Below are 15,110 nucleotides of genomic sequence, written 5' to 3'. Positions count from 1 at the left end.
CCTCGCCATCCAATGGGTTGAAATTCGGTCTACCCGATCCGGCCGCGGGCAGGATCGGGTAGACCCGCTTACTCCTGCTCTCGCAGCCAGCGTTTCTCTAATTGTATTTGCTGGGGAACGAGTTCGGTGAGGGCGCGCCGATAAACCTCGCGCTTGAAGGTCACCACCTTGCTGAGCGGGTGCCAGTAACTGACCCAACGCCAGTGATCGAATTCCGGTTTGTAGCCGTTATTGAAACTGATAGCGCTTTCCGGGGCCTCCAGCTGCAACAGGTACCACTTCTGCTTCTGGCCGATACACAGGGGCTCAGAGCGCCGCCGTACCAGGCGCTGCGGCAGCCGATAGCGCAACCAGCCGCGGGTGCAGGCGATCATGCGCACCTGGTCCCGGGTCAGGCCGATTTCCTCGTAGAGTTCGCGATACAGGGCCTGCTCCGGAGACTCGCCCGGATTGATGCCGCCCTGGGGGAATTGCCAGGCGTCCTTGCCACCTATCCGCCGTGCCCACAGCGCCTGGCCGCGGGCGTTCAGCACAATGATGCCGACGTTGGGGCGGAAGCCCTCGGCGTCGATATTGCTGCTGTTGTCGCCACCGCGCCCGCGGTTCTTTTTGGTGCTCGCGGGGTTGTCGGTGCGGTTAGACTGCCTGGCGGATTTCCGGCGGTTCTTGCGCCCGGTCGATGCCGGTTTGCCCTCGCCCAAAATACCGTCCTCAAATTGTTGGTGTGCGGCGACTCGCCGCACAGACTTGTCCAGCATTGTTCCACAGCGGGGGTATTACGGCAATTCGCGGACGACGTCGCTGTGCGGCGGCTGTCGAACGGGTAAAATCAGGCGCCGCCGTGCACAATTGGCGGCGAAATGGTCCGCGGGACCTATAGTTATTTAAGAAGGGAGTATGCCGTGCAGCTGGCGATATTTGACCTCGACAACACGTTAATCGGTGGCGATAGCGATTACGCCTGGGGCGAGTTCCTGGTGCAGCGCGAACACGTCGACAGCGAGCGCTACCGCGAGGCCAACGACCGCTTCTACCGTGATTACCAGCGCGGCGACCTGGATATCTTTGCCTATCTGGAGTTCGCGCTGGAGCCGCTGGCCCAGCTATCCCGGGGCCAGCTGGGCAACCTGCAGCGGGAATTCATGGAGGAAGTGATCAGCGAGATCTGGTTGCCGCGGGCCGAAGAGTTAATTGGTCGGCATCGCCGCGAAGGCCACCATATTATGATCATCACTGCGACCAACCGCTTCGTGGTGGAGCCCATCGCCGCGCAGCTGGGGGTGGATACCCTGCTCGCCACCGAGCCGGAAGAGGTGGAGGGGCGCTTTACCGGGCGGGTGGTCGGGGAGCCCTGTTTTCAGGGCGGCAAGGTCGTGCGGCTGCAGCAGTGGCTGGCGCACAATCCGGGCTATAGCGCCGCGGAAAAGTGGTTTTACAGTGATTCCATCAATGATCTGCCGCTGCTGCAGCAAGTGGATCACCCGGTCGCAGTGGATCCGGATGCGCGCCTGCGCGCCGAGGCCGAAGCGCGCGGGTGGCCGGTCATCAGCCTGCGCGATGTGGATTGAGCCAGTTTTAGATTTATTCAATAAGGTTTCTGGGGATTTTTGTGATCGCAGTCAAGATTCGGCACGCACTCACCGTGCTGCTGTGTAGCGGGCTTCTGGCAATTTCGGCCTGTAGCGAAAAGCGGGTGGAGGAAAAGCCGGAGGCCGCGAAACCGGTACCGCAGGCGTTAAACGAAGAGGCGGCCGAGGCGCTGTCGCGCGCTGTCTGGCAGGCGGGCCAGGTGAAACTGGCGGAAACCCAGGCGGCGGTGGAAGCGCTGAATAGCGCGCTGGCCACACTGCTGAAACAGCCCACCGACGACCACCTGGAGGCGGCCAAGCTGGCCTGGCTCGATGCCCACCGCAATTTTGCCGCAACACTGCCCTACATAGAGCTGGCTTTTGCGCCCGCGGAGCTGCGCAGCGAGGGGCGCAAGCTGGTCCTGTCCCTGGACAGCTGGCCAGTGCAGCCCGGTTACCTGGATACGGTGCCCGGTTATTCCAACAGTGGCATCGTCAACGATACGGCGATCGACCTGACGCTTGCCAATCTGCGCAAACAGCACCGCCTGACCGCCAATGAGGAGGCCAGTACCGGATTTCACGCGATGGAAATCATGCTGTGGGGTCCCACCGGAGAGCGGACCGCGGAACAGTTTGTGGCGGTGAGTAAGGGAGAGAAGCCGGAGGCCCAGGCCGCCAATCGCCGCCGTGCGCTGACGCAGTTGATGGGCCAGGCGATGGAAGAGGATCTCGCGGATCTGGCGCGGCGCTGGCCCTTTGCCGCCAACGACCTGTCGCGCTATTTCCTCGCCCTGAGTCCGGCGGCTCGCATGCAGCAGATCCGCGCCGCGGAGATACGCACGCTCGACGAGGAGCTGCTGCGGCGCTTGCCGGAGAGCTCCGAGAGTGACGTCGAGAGCGGCCGTGCCGCGGACTCCAAGCTGGCAATGCTGGCCATGCTGCGCACACTGCGGTCCAACTGGGTGCCGGCCGAAGGTACTGGTCTGGCGGAACTGTTGCTGGATCGCCACCAGGTGCGCGCGCTGGATCAGAGCTTTGCCGAGCTGGAAGCGCTGATGTTGAAGATGGAGGATCCGATCGAGCTGGCGGAACTGAGCCAGCTGGCGCGGGCGCGTGATCTGCTGGAGCAGATTGCGGGGCTGATGTCCGGCACCACCCAGGTGCCGACGCCCGCCGATGAGATGACTCCGGTATCCGTTCCCGCGGATTGACCGGACTTCGTCCCAGAAACGACAAACCCCGGCACTTGGCCGGGGTTTGTGTTTCTGCAGGTCCCGCCTTGCGGCGGGCCGCTGTTACCAGCGGCGAACCGGACCGGTATCGACGTGCACGAAGTTACTTTTCGGGTAGTAACCCACGCCGCCGAGCTTCAGTTCGAGGGCCGCCTTGCGCACTTTGCTCAGGGGGATACCCGGCATGCGCAGGTCGATCGCCATACCACGTGTGTGGTAGCTGCGTTTCGCCACACCCTTCGAACGTGCACGCAACATGGCGTTGGTCTTGGGTGAACGATAGCCCGAGATAATTTCGATCTCACCGTTGTAACCCAGCTTTTCCTTCAGCTTGTACACCAGTTCGAGTACTTTCGGGTCCATACGCGTGACTTCGTTGGCGCGGTGGTCACGCAGCAGGCGGTTGAATTGCTTCAGGCCACTGCTGTCAAAGCTGCCGTTCGACCAGAAGGCGGTATTCAACCGTTCCCCGGTGTGCAGGTTGCGCATTCTCAGTGTGCGGGAGTTACCCACTTTCGCGAATGTCGGGCCGGCACTGACCGCAGCCGCTGTAGCGCAAGTTACTGCCAGGAACCGGCGTCTGGATGGATTGTTCATACCCTGTTTCCGCCTCGTCGTTTGTTTCTCGTCATGAGTCTTTTGTCGTTTTTGCCGCCAGAAGACTCGGGAGTTAATGTATAAAAAATAACCTATCGTTACAAACCGGGCAGGGGTAATGAGGAAATAATTGTAGGGTGGGGTTGGTAATTTAATCCTCCATAGACTATGTGGATGCCCCTTTTGGTCTTAATTGCAGGTAAGTCACGCCAGGTTGCCGGGACAGCGTTGTCATTTGAGGCCTTGCACTGAAAAATCATTTTTCTGCGACCAGTCGAGCAATTTTGGTCATTTACTGGTCGAAAACTGGGAGAACCCGAGGAAACCGGTGTCTGTACCGGCGGACTGACCGGACTTCGTCCAGAAACGACAAACCCCGGTACCAGGCCGGGGTTTGTGTTTCTGCAGGTCCCGCCTTGCGGCGGGCCGCTGTTACCAGCGGCGAACCGGACCGGTATCGACGTGCACGAAGTTACTTTTCGGGTAGTAACCCACGCCGCCGAGCTTCAGTTCGAGGGCCGCCTGGCGCACTTTGCTCAGGGGGATACCCGGCATGCGCAGGTCCATCGCCATACCACGCGTGTGGTAGCTGCGTTTCGCAACGCCACTCGAGCGTGAGCGCAGCATGGCGTTGGTCTTGGGCGAACGGTAGCCCGAGATAATCTCGATCTCACCGTCGTAGCCCAGCTTTTCCTTCAGCTTGTACACCAGTTCGAACAGTTTCGGGTCGATGCGCGTCTCTTCGTTGGCGCGGTGGTCACGCAGCAGGCGGTTGAATTTCTTCAGTCCGCTGCTATCAAAGCCACCGCCCGACCAGAAGGCGGTATTCAACCGTTCCCCGGTGTGCAGGTTGCGCATTCTCAGCGTGCGGGTATTACCCACTTTCGCGAATGTCGGGCCAGCGCTTACCGCGGCCGCTGTCGCACAAGTTACTGCCAGGAACCGGCGTCTGGATGGATTGTTCATACCCTGTTTCCGCCTCGTCGTTTGTTTCTCATCGTGAGTCTTTTGTCGTATATGCCGCCAGAAGACTCGAGAGGAACTGTATAAAAAATAACCAGACGTTACAAACCGGGCAGGGTTAATGAGGAAATAATCGCAGGGTGGGGTTGGTAATTTAATCCTCCGTAGACTATCCGGATGCTGATTTGGCGTGAAGCGCTGAGAGCGCGACATAGAAAAGTGGAGACAGCGTTGTCATTTGAGGGGCCAGGCTGAAAAATCATTTTTCTGCGACCAGTGGGTTCGGTTTGGTCAGAAAAGTGGCTTGGTGGCGGAAACGGTGGGGGAATCGCGTCGGAAAGATCTGAATACTGGAGCGGAAGCCTAGTGCGGCGTGGTTTCTGCGCTGTCGCGGCGATAGACATCGCGGCGGAACTGGGCCCTGCCGCGGTCGTCGATCCACGCGGTGATATAGGTGATGAACAGGCGCGGCGGCTGCTCAACCCGAATATTGAGGCTCTCGTCACCGGTGGTGGCCTCGGCGACGCGGGTTCTGTCCCAGCCCTGCTCGCTCAATAGGGCGTAGGCCAGCTCTTCCGGTTGCTCCAGGCGGATGCAGCCGTGGCTGAAGGCACGCTCGCGGAGGCCGAACAGGCTCTGGGCCTGGGTATCGTGGAGGTAAATTGCCTGCTTGTTGGGGACGACAAACTTGACCCGTCCCAGGGTGTTGCCGGGGCCACTGACCTGGCGCAGCGTGGCGTCGCCGTGGGCGGCCTTGGCAATACCGTCGGATGAAATGGGCGCAGTATGGTTACTGCCGTAATTGACCACCCGGTATCCGCGGCGGTGCATGGCTTCCGGATTGTTGCGGGCCTTGGGCAGCAATTCGGTGAGCAGGATGCTGCGGGGAACTGTCCAGCTGGGGTTGAAGACAATATTGGTGATGCGGCTGCGGAGTTCCGGGGTGCGGCTGCTGGTCTTGCCGACCACAGTTTTCATCCTGAGTGTGACGCGCCCCTTATCGATCAGCTGCAGTTGGTAATCGGGGACGTTGATCAGCACATAGCGGCCGCTCTTGGGCACTGTTATTTTGTCCCAGCGACTGGCGTTCAGTTCCAATTGACGCGCGCGTTCCAGCGGCGGCACGGCGAGTTCGGCCAGGGTGGCGCTGCCGGTGATGCCATTGATGACCAGGCCGTGGCGGTGCTGGTAGCGTTCCACTGCCACCTGTACACCCGCGTCAAAGCGTTTCGCATCCCCGCCGCCGGTACCGGACAGTGGGCCGGGCAGCCCGCGGTAATCGCCGAGCAATTCGAGCAACTTGCGCAATTGCGCCACGCGCGGATCGCTGTCACCGGGTTTCAGGGAGCCGCCGCGGGCGAGTGGTTGCCACTGCTGCTGCAGATTGCGGTAGCGCTGGGCTTCGGTACGCAGTGCTTCGCCGGCGCGGGTCGGGTCCACGGCTATGGGCGGTTCCGCGTGGGGGACACGCGCGGCGGCCGCCGCGGGCAGTACCGCCATCAGCGCCAGGGAAAGCAGGGCCGCCAGCTGGCGGACAGTTCTGCGCATGATGTGTTACCCGCTGCCGCTGTCATTTGTGTCGGCACTGTCGCCGGCGTGCTCTGGCCGGTCCTGTTCATAGATATCGGGCCGGAATTGTAAAAGCCCCTCCTCGTCGACCCAGGCCGTCCAGTAAGTGATGTACACGGGAATGGGCACTTTCAGCTCGATGCCACGGGTGCGGCTGCTGTTGAGGGCGCGTTCGACGCGATGCTCGCTCCAGTTGTTCTGCTCCCTGAGCATCATCCGGGCAAACTCCAGCGGTTTTTCCAGGCGGATACAGCCGTGGCTGAAGGCCCGCTGGCTGCGCTGGAACAGGTGCTTGCTGTTGGTGTCGTGGAGGAAGATGGCCTCGCGGTTGGGGATGACGAACTTGACCCGCCCCAGCGCATTGCCGGGACCGCCCTTCTGCTGCAGGCTGACGCTGCCCAGCCGGGTGGCGGCAATATTGCGTGCAGTGAACGGCACCCTGCGGCCGCTGTGGTTGACCAACCGGTAGCCGTCGGCGGTCAGGCTGGCACTGCCTTTGGGCAGCAGCTCGCGCACTGCGATATTGCGCGGTACCCGCCAGATGGGATTGAAGATGACTCGGGTCATCCGCGTCGCCAGCTGCGGTGTCATGTGTTTGGGTTTGCCCACGACAACGCGCATCCTGTATTCCTCCTGGCCGCGATGCATCAGGCGCAGGCTGAAATCGGGAATGTTGACGAGGATGTAGCGGGGGCCCAGTTCCTTGGGCATGTTGCGCCAGCGATGCAGGTTGGCGGCCAGGGTGCGGGCCCGCTCCGCCGGATCGACGTTCAGGCGCGCGCGCGTGCGGTCGTCCACCAGGGCGTCCTCCTTGAGCCCGTGACGCCGCTGGAACCGACGCACCGCCTGCTGCAGCCGCTTGTCGTATTCATCGGCCCTAGTCGCCGGGCCGGTGTGGTCGTCCAGGGCGTAGTCGCCGTATTGCATCAACAGGGTGCGCAGCTGCCGGACCCGCGAGTCGCGCATCCCCGGAGCCAGCGGTGGGCCGCTGTCGAGCGGGTGCCATTCGTCCCCGGCGGCCAGGGCGCGGTAGCGTGTCAACTCTTCGCTGAGCAGGGCGAACTGGCGCCCGTAGGGAGTGTAGGGGGTAAAGCGGTCAGCGCTGGCGGCAGCCTCGCTGCCGTCGGCGGCGGGCGGTTCCGGAGCGGATTGTGCCCGCACCCCGGGCAGTTCCAGCGCCAGGGCAATCGCCAGTCCCAGTGCCAGGGCGCTGCCGTGTTGCGGGTGTTCGCGGAGATGCTGTTGCTGGTTGCCGACGCCCATGGTGTACCCCTGCAAGCCGGTATGTATCAGTTGGACTGATGGCCGTGCTCACATTGGTAACTTGTGACCGGCGGCACCCCAATACTTTTGGGGAATGCGCCGGCGGGGCTATCGGGCGGTATCGGAATATGGCTGGCGGAGAGCAGTTTTTGTGACTGCCCTCCGCCGACTGGTCTCGATCAGAACTGGTTGTCCATCAGACCATCCTTGCCGTAAATGTCCGGGCGGAAATTCAGGCGTCCCTCGCCGTCGACCCAGGCGGTCCAGTAGGTGATGTAGACCGGTACCTTCTCTTCCATCTCCACTTCGGTGGTCTCGTCGCCAACGGTCAGCTGGTCGATACGCCACTGGTCCCAGTTTCCCTGGGGCCGCAGCAGTGCCTCGGCCAGGTGGCGGGGGTGTTCCAGGCGGATGCAGCCGTGGCTGTAGTCGCGGTCCGTGAGAGAGAACAGGCTGCGCGCGCGGGTGTCGTGCAGGTAGACGTCATATTTGTTGGGGATCTCGAACTTCACCCGTCCGAGAATATTGTCTTCGCCGCCCATCTGGCGCATCAGGTAGGAACCGGCGCCGGCGGCGGAGAGGTTTTTCGGAGTCAGGGGCAGGTTTTCGCCACTGGCATTGACCACCCGGTAACCCATGTCTTCCATGCCGCTCGGGTTGGCGCGCGCCTTCGGTAACAGCTCGTTGACGAGGATGCTGCGCGGCACCGTCCAGGTGGGATTGAAGATGACTTTACTGACGCGGGTGGTGATCTCCGGTGTGGCGTGTTTTTTCTTACCCACCACCACGTTCATCGACAGTCTTATCCGGTCGTCCTCCACATAGTGCAGCTTGTACTCGGGCACATTGACCTGGATAAAACGGCTGCCGAGATTCGCCGGCAGGCTATTGCGGCGGCGGATATTGGTTTCGATGATCTGTGCCCGGGCGGTCGGCGACAGGTTCAGCCGTTTGCGGGTTTCGCGTCCGACAATGCCGTCCGGTCTCAGCCCGTGGCGGGTCTGGAAGCGCACCACGGCCTCGTGCAGGCGGCGGTCGAACTTGTCGCTGTTGGGTTCGCCGGGGTAGCCATAGTAATCGCCGTATAGGGACAGCATGCTGCGCAGCATCGCCACGTGGGGGTGCTTGGCGCCAATGGTCATTGCCGGCCCCGGGGGCAGCGGGCGCCAGTAGCCGCTGGCGGCCATGCTGCGCATGCGCATTAGCTCTTGGCGCAGCGCCCCGGCATCGCCGCCGTAGGGTGTGTTCTCCTCGTAATAGGGGCCTTCGCTGTGTTCCGGGACCCGGCCGACCGCAGGTTGACCGTTGTCGCTGCGCAGGTAGTTGCGATAGCCGTTGCGCGGCGGCAGGCCGCCGCTGGCAAAGCGCGATGCATTGGTCGAACTGTTGTAACTGGGGCGGTTGTAGGTGGAGTAGTGGCGCGAGCGGTCAATATTGTCGCGGGTGTAATAGGTGCTGCGATTGCCGTCCGCGCGGTTATAGCCACGGAAATAGCGCCGGCCGCTGTCGCCAGACGACTGTCGCAGTGCCTGGGGCATGCCTACCAGCTGAAAGCCGCCCTCGGAAGCACTGACCGGTGTGATGTCGCGGCGCGGGCGATTCTTCGGGTTGAGCTTGTCGAGCTGGGTGTCCTGGGCATAGGACACAAAGGCGTCGGTGAGCAGCACGTCGAGCACTGCAGCCATCTGCAGCCGCTGTGGTGTGTCGCGCAGGGTGCGGTCGAAGTAGCCGAGGTGATAGCGGTAGTCGACCATGCTGCTGGGGTTGCCGGAGCTGGACGCGGTGAGCTGCTTGAGTAGGTCGTTGGCGGTGTCGCTCAGGCTGTAATTGTCAAACCACAGCAGGCGATAGTCGGTACGCTGGTAAATACGCCGGACTGCGGCGGGATTGAAAATCGGGTCCTGGGCAGGCCAGGAGTCCGGGCTTTCCTCCAGCCAGCGTATCAGGTGTGGGCGCACGGCATTTTCCGGCAGAACCGGAACCGTTTTCTGGTTGGCGGTAAACGCGTAATAAAGGGCAAATACGCACAGGCCGCCGAGCAGCAATAGCGGCAGCGGAGATTTGCGTGTGCGGCGCTCTGGGTTGAAATACGACATGGTACCTCAGCGATACTGCAGGGGCCCGGTTTGCCATTTTCGGCCAACGGCCGGACGCCAGATCGTTCATACCTTCCCAACCTGCGGCGAGCCGATCCCGTTTTTCGTCGATGCTATCGACGGCTCGCCTGTGTCATGCGTCCCGCGCGACCTTCCTTATAAATGGGCTGCGGTTGCGGTTACCTTGCGCGTAACTCAACCAATATCAGCCTGTGAAAATAAGTATGGCAACAAATGCAAAATTTGCTTGGCGTTTAATTCTTTTTACCTTATCCGACAGCGTTATTTCTGACCGTCAGGTTTCGTTACATCGCCTCCGGGCGCATCAGTCGAGGGCGAAATAGCGCACGGAATCCACCGGTTGACCGTCGCAGAAACTCTGCTCCCACAATTGCGTGCGGCCGGTCAAGTCGACCGCGATTACGGTGCTGGCGCGGGTGCCGTAGCCACCGGGGTTGTCGCCGCCGATCGAGTCGGGAAAATCGCCGCGGTCGATGTGAATGAACAGCGGCGACAGGGCCAGTTCGAGCGCGGGGCTGACGCCGGTGTGGGGCAGGTCAGCCTCCGGGGCCGTGCGCCGGTCCCGCAGCAGTGCCAGTGCGGGCTGGACGAAACCCGCCTCGTCGATCTGTTCACCGGCGTCCTCCAGCAGCCCGGCCAGGCGCGCCTTGCCCGCTTCCACTTTGGGCCACGGGGCGTCCGGCGCGCCGTTGGAAATACCGTGAATACCGGGCGTCACTGCGAAGGGGGTGTGGCGGTTGCCTGCGCACACCAGCTCCTCGGCGGCGCCGAGCTGGAACAGCAACGCGTTGAAGCCGCGATAGCGGTCGTCGCAAATGCCGCTGGAAAAGTCCCGCGGTGTCCCGCCGCTATGCAGAAAGTCCCGCGGAATATCGCCGCGGGACAGCGGATCCGGAGGTGGAAGTTGACCCGGCTCGCGGATATTGGTCACGGCCGCCGCGCGACCGCGGGCGATTCCGGCCCAGGTGCCGCCGCCCTCGAGGTCGCGCCCGGCGACAATACCGCTATCCCAGGGGGCGGCGGCTGCGGTCGGGCGCCGGTAGAACTCGTCCCGGTTGGCGATCAGTAGCAGGGGAAATAGCGGATGGCTGCGGTAGGCGAACAGAACTAGACACATGGCTTTGGTCACTGGCTTGTGGTGCAGGGCGCGCTCCGGTGGTCCAGAGCGCCGCTTAAACTGGTAAACTCCTGTGCCCAATCATATGCGCTCATCAACCGTTGTGACTTTTCTATGTTGACCTATCCCGAAATAAACCCGGTAGCCGTGGCAATTGGCCCGCTGAAAGTGCACTGGTATGGACTGATGTATCTCGGGGGCTTTATCGCCGCCTGGTGGCTGGCGCTGCGGCGCAGTCGCAAGCCCTGGTCGCCGGTGATCAAGTCGGAAGTCGAAGACATGATCCTCTACTGCGCCATCGGCGTCGTGGTGGGGGGGCGCATCGGTTACATGCTCTTCTACAACCTGCCAGAGCTGCTGGCCGACCCTCTGTCCCTGTTCCGGGTCTGGGAGGGGGGCATGAGTTTCCACGGCGGGTTTGTCGGCGTGATGCTGGCTGCGACCCTGTATGCGCGCAAGATAGGCACCACCTTCCCGGCGCTGATCGACTTCGTCGCGCCGCTGGTGCCCATCGGCCTCGGTCTCGGGCGTATCGGCAACTTTATCGGCCAAGAGCTGTGGGGGCGTCCTACCGATATGCCCTGGGGCATGGTGTTCCCGCGCGATCCGGAACAGCTGGTGCGCCACCCGTCACAGCTGTACCAGGCCTTCTTTGAAGGGCTGGTGCTCTTTGCGATTCTCTGGTGGTTTTCCAGCAAGCCGCGCCCGCGCCTCGCAGTTGGCGGCCTTTTTGTGCTGCTCTACGGCATTTTCCGCTTTATGGTGGAATTCGTGCGCGAACCGGATGCGCAAATTGGCTTCGAGTGGTTCGGCTGGATGACCCGGGGCCAGGAGCTGTGCCTGCCGATGATCGCTGCCGGCATTGCCATCCTGATCTGGAGTTACCGCACCCAGCCGCTGCCCCAGGGGCGCGGCGGCCAGGGTAACTCCGCAGCAAAAGGTGGAGCACAATAAATGAAGCAGTATCTCGACTTGATGCGCCATGTGCGTGACAACGGCACCCGCAAGAGCGACCGCACTGGTACCGGCACCCTCAGCGTGTTCGGCTATCAGATGCGCTTCGACCTGGCGCAGGGTTTCCCGCTGATAACAACCAAGAAGTGCCACCTGCGCTCGATCATTCACGAGCTGCTGTGGTTCCTGAAGGGCGATACCAATATTGCCTACCTGCAAGAGCACGGCGTGCGCATTTGGGACGAGTGGGCCGACGATAACGGTGACCTGGGACCGGTGTACGGCTACCAGTGGCGCTCGTGGCCCACTCCGGATAGCCGCAAAATTGACCAGATTGAAGAGCTGCTGGCGCAGCTGAAGAATCGCCCGGATTCCCGCCGCTTAATTGTCAGCGCCTGGAATCCTGCCGATCTGCCCGATGAGGGGGTATCGCCGGCGCAAAACGCGGCTGCGGGTCGTATGGCGCTGGCGCCCTGCCACGCGCTGTTCCAGTTCTACGTGGCCGACGGCAAGCTGTCGTGCCAGCTGTACCAGCGCAGCGCCGATATTTTTCTCGGCGTGCCGTTCAATATCGCCTCCTACAGCCTGTTGACGCTGATGCTGGCGCAGGTGTGCGGGCTGCAGCCGGGGGAATTTATCCACACTTTCGGTGATGCACACCTCTATTCCAACCATATGGAACAGGTGGCCGAGCAGCTCTCCCGTGAACCGCTGCCGCTGCCGCAGATGCACCTGAATCCGGACGTGACCGACCTGTTCGCTTTCCGCTATGAGGATTTCGAGCTGCGCGGCTACGAGGCTCACCCGCACATTCCCGCACCGGTCGCTGTATAAATGAAGAAAGAAATCCCGCTCGCCCTGATCGTCGCGGTCGCGCGCAACGGTGCCATCGGTCGTGACAATGGCCTGCCGTGGCGAATTTCCGGTGACCTGCAGTTCTTCAAACGCACCACTTTGGGGAAACCGGTGGTCATGGGTCGCAAGACCTACGAATCCATCGGTCGACCGCTGCCCGGTCGCGACAATATAGTGATTACCCGCAACCCGGACTGGCAGGCGGATGGAGTACACTGCGCCGCTTCGCTGGATGCGGCGCTGGAGATTGCGCAGGAATCGGCGGTGTGCAACGGTGCCGCGGAGGTGATGGTGATCGGCGGTGCGCAGATCTACCGCCAGGCCCTGCCGCTGGCATCCCGGCTGTACCTGACCGAAGTGGATGCAGATATCGACGGAGATGCACATTTCCCGCCGATTACTGACTCCTGGAAGGAAAGCGGTCGGGAGTGTTACCCGTCGTCGGACAAGGACGAATATAACTACTGCTTAGTCCAGTACGACAGGTTGAAATAAGTGCAGATTGGTCGTTTAATGATCGCTCTGTGAAATCCCGTGATGGCTCACAGCGTCAAAACCGCCGCAAATGTGTGCGCGCAACCCGGTTTTGTTACCCGGTTGTTACCTTGCTACACACGCGGGTCGATAGTGTCAATCGGCATTTGAATAATCAAATCGGCTGTTTACAATGTGCGGCTCTTAGCTGTCTTCAAACCAAAATCATACCGCGTTGTGGCAGCTAACCCATCGCGACCATGTTGTGAAATGTTGAACCCACTGGGGGGTCTAATGAAAACCAAGCGATTCATGGCTGTGGCGCTGACCACTGCGCTGTCTGCCGGCGCACTGTACGGCAGCGTAGCCACTGCGGATACTCTCGATAACGTCCTGGCTGTAGAGAAGCAAAAAACTACTGCAGCTCAGACTTCGCAAAAGCGTATCGACAAAATTGCCGAAGAGACCAGCAGCCTGCTGCAGGACTTCAAGGTGGTTAACAAGCAAATTGAAGGTCTGCGCGTTTACAACCGCCAGCTCGAAAAGCAGCTGGCTAACCAGCTGGCAGTGATCAAGGATCTGGACGAATCCATCGAGAACGTCACCGTGATCGAGCGCCAGATTCAGCCGCTGATTCTGAAAATGCTGGACGGCCTCGAGCAGTTCATCAAGCTCGACGCTCCGTTCAAGCTCGACGAGCGCCTCGCCAACCTCGAAGGCGTTAAGAAGGCTATGGACCGTTCCGATGTCACCGTTGCGGAAAAATTCCGCCAGGTGCTGGAGCTGTACAACTTCGAAGCCGAATACGCGCGCAAGATCAACAGCTACGGCGACACTCTGAACGTGAACGGCACCGATCGCGAAGTGAACGTACTGCAAATCGGTCGTATCGCGCTGCTCGCTCAGACTACCGACTCCAAAATCTCCCTGGCTTACGACAAAGAGCAGAAAGCCTGGGTTGAGATCGATGCCGGCGAATACCGTCGCGCCATCATGAACGGCCTGAAGATCGCCAAGAAGCAGGCCAGTACTGACATTATGGTTATGCCGATTCCGGCTCCGGAGGCTGCGCAATGAAAACCTCTATCGCCAAACGCCTAATTGCCGTAGCAGCGGCTGGCCTGATTAGCGTCAGCGCCGTTGCAGAAGAGAAAGCCACTTCCCTGGACCAGCTGCTGAAAATGGTTCGCGATTCCAAAATCGCCGAATCCAAAGAGCACCAGAAGCGGGAAGCGGATTTCCGTCGTCAGAAAGCCAATCAACAGGCTCTGCTGACCAAGGCCGAGAACACTCGCGCCGCTGAGGAAGCACGTTCCGCTCAGCTGGAAAACAAATACCAGGAACAGGAAGTGATGGTCCAGCAGAAGCGTCAGCAGCTGGACGAGCGCATGGGCTCCCTGAAGGAGCTGTTTGGTCACCTGACCTCCACTGCCGGCGACCTGCGCGCCAACCTGGAGAACTCCCTGGTGTCCGCTCAGTACCCGGGCCGCACCGAGTTCCTGGATCAGCTGATCGACAAGATGAACTCTCAGACCAAACTGCCGACCATCGATGAAATCGAGCGTCTGTGGTACGAGCTGCAGCGTGAAATCGTTGAAGACGGCAAGGTTGTCAAGTTCACCGGTACCGTGATCAAGCCGGACGGCGAGCAGGCCGAGCAGGAAGTGGTCCGCGTAGGTAACTTCAACCTGGTTTCCAATGGCAAGTACCTGGAAATGAGCGACGGCAACAAGATGGCCGAGCTGATTCGCCAGCCCGACGGCAAGTACCTGAGCATGGCCAAAGACCTGCAGGCAGCCACTTCCGGTTTCACTCCGTTCGGTATCGACCCGACTGGCCCGACTGGCGGTTCCTACCTGAAAGCCATGATCAACAGCCCGAGCATTGTTGAGCGCTGGCATCAGGGTGGCATCGTCGGCTACATCATCAGTGCCGTTGGTGTGATCGCTATGCTGCTGGCCGTATGGCGCCTGATTGTACTGTCCGGTGTTAACGCCCGCGTAAGCGCCCAGCTGCGCTCCGAGACTCCGAACACCAACAACCCGCTGGGTCGTGTTCTGGCTGTCGCCGAAGAGAGCAAGGGTGTGGACCCCGAGACTCTGGAGCTGAAGATGGAAGAGGCGGTTCTGAAAGAGCGCCCGGCCATCGAATCCGGCCTGAACCTGCTGAAGATTATTGCCATGGTGGCTCCGCTGCTGGGTCTGCTGGGTACCGTGACCGGTATGATCGTGACCTTCCAGGCCATCACCATCTTCGGTGCAGGCGATCCGAAGGCCATGGCTGGCGGTATCTCCGCAGCACTTATGACCACCGTACTTGGTCTGGTCGTAGCAATCCCGACCGTACTGATGCACACCATCGTAAACGGTCGCGCCAAGCGTATCCTGCACGTTCTCGA

14 protein-coding genes are annotated in these 15,110 nt (G+C 61.1%); 7 read left to right on the top strand and 7 right to left on the bottom strand.

Going from position 1 to position 15,110, the window contains the following annotated elements:
• Positions 1-68 precede the first annotated feature (68 nt).
• Positions 69-758 (bottom strand): RNA pyrophosphohydrolase, encoded by a 690-nt coding sequence (locus IG168_RS04580; protein ID WP_319024661.1) that lies wholly within the window; start codon positions 756-758, stop codon positions 69-71.
• Between the two features lie 144 nt (positions 759-902).
• Here IG168_RS04580 and IG168_RS04575 point away from each other — a divergent pair, with 144 nt between their 5' ends.
• Complete coding sequence (locus tag IG168_RS04575; RefSeq protein WP_193162208.1) at positions 903-1,568, top strand: histidinol-phosphatase; 666 nt, start codon at positions 903-905, stop codon at positions 1,566-1,568.
• 41 nt (positions 1,569-1,609) lie between these two features.
• Positions 1,610-2,782: an imelysin family protein gene (locus IG168_RS04570; protein WP_319024660.1), complete on the top strand. Its 1,173-nt coding sequence runs from the start codon at positions 1,610-1,612 to the stop codon at positions 2,780-2,782.
• A gap of 84 nt (positions 2,783-2,866) precedes the next feature.
• On the opposite strand, the gene IG168_RS04565 is transcribed toward IG168_RS04570, so the two are convergent.
• From IG168_RS04565 to IG168_RS04540, 6 genes are all read right to left on the bottom strand, one after another.
• Positions 2,867-3,400, bottom strand: a complete 534-nt coding sequence (locus IG168_RS04565; RefSeq protein WP_193162206.1) for a DUF882 domain-containing protein — start codon at positions 3,398-3,400, stop codon at positions 2,867-2,869.
• A gap of 432 nt (positions 3,401-3,832) precedes the next feature.
• Complete coding sequence (locus tag IG168_RS04560) at positions 3,833-4,366, bottom strand: DUF882 domain-containing protein (protein WP_193162204.1); 534 nt, start codon at positions 4,364-4,366, stop codon at positions 3,833-3,835.
• Between the two features lie 360 nt (positions 4,367-4,726).
• Positions 4,727-5,911 (bottom strand): L,D-transpeptidase family protein, encoded by a 1,185-nt coding sequence (locus IG168_RS04555; RefSeq protein WP_226876531.1) that lies wholly within the window; start codon positions 5,909-5,911, stop codon positions 4,727-4,729.
• 6 nt (positions 5,912-5,917) lie between these two features.
• Positions 5,918-7,195: a L,D-transpeptidase family protein gene (locus IG168_RS04550; protein ID WP_193162202.1), complete on the bottom strand. Its 1,278-nt coding sequence runs from the start codon at positions 7,193-7,195 to the stop codon at positions 5,918-5,920.
• A 179-nt stretch (positions 7,196-7,374) separates the two neighbouring features.
• Entirely contained in the window at positions 7,375-9,291 is a 1,917-nt protein-coding gene (locus IG168_RS04545; RefSeq protein WP_193162200.1) for a L,D-transpeptidase family protein, read from the bottom strand.
• Positions 9,292-9,616: 325 nt separating this feature from the next.
• The gene (locus tag IG168_RS04540; protein WP_193162198.1) at positions 9,617-10,429 is read right to left on the bottom strand and encodes an NRDE family protein; all 813 of its coding nucleotides are present in this window, start codon (positions 10,427-10,429) and stop codon (positions 9,617-9,619) included.
• A gap of 114 nt (positions 10,430-10,543) precedes the next feature.
• On the opposite strand from IG168_RS04540, the gene lgt reads away from it, so the two are divergent.
• From lgt to IG168_RS04515, 5 genes are all read left to right on the top strand, one after another.
• The gene (lgt, locus tag IG168_RS04535; RefSeq protein ID WP_193162196.1) at positions 10,544-11,383 is read left to right on the top strand and encodes a prolipoprotein diacylglyceryl transferase; all 840 of its coding nucleotides are present in this window, start codon (positions 10,544-10,546) and stop codon (positions 11,381-11,383) included.
• The gene (locus IG168_RS04530) at positions 11,384-12,217 is read left to right on the top strand and encodes a thymidylate synthase (RefSeq protein ID WP_193162194.1); all 834 of its coding nucleotides are present in this window, start codon (positions 11,384-11,386) and stop codon (positions 12,215-12,217) included. It begins immediately after the preceding gene.
• Positions 12,218-12,733: a dihydrofolate reductase gene (locus IG168_RS04525; RefSeq protein ID WP_193162192.1), complete on the top strand. Its 516-nt coding sequence runs from the start codon at positions 12,218-12,220 to the stop codon at positions 12,731-12,733.
• Positions 12,734-13,006: 273 nt separating this feature from the next.
• Complete coding sequence (locus IG168_RS04520) at positions 13,007-13,789, top strand: DUF3450 domain-containing protein (RefSeq protein WP_193162190.1); 783 nt, start codon at positions 13,007-13,009, stop codon at positions 13,787-13,789.
• On the top strand, positions 13,786-15,110 hold a 1,325-nt coding region (locus tag IG168_RS04515), incomplete at its 3' end, for a MotA/TolQ/ExbB proton channel family protein (protein WP_193162188.1). The genes IG168_RS04520 and IG168_RS04515, both read left to right, overlap by 4 nt.

It is taken from the genome of Microbulbifer hainanensis (genome assembly GCF_014904735.1).
Lineage (GTDB): Bacteria > Pseudomonadota > Gammaproteobacteria > Pseudomonadales > Cellvibrionaceae > Microbulbifer > Microbulbifer hainanensis.
This window is presented reverse-complemented; position numbering and strand designations above follow the sequence as displayed.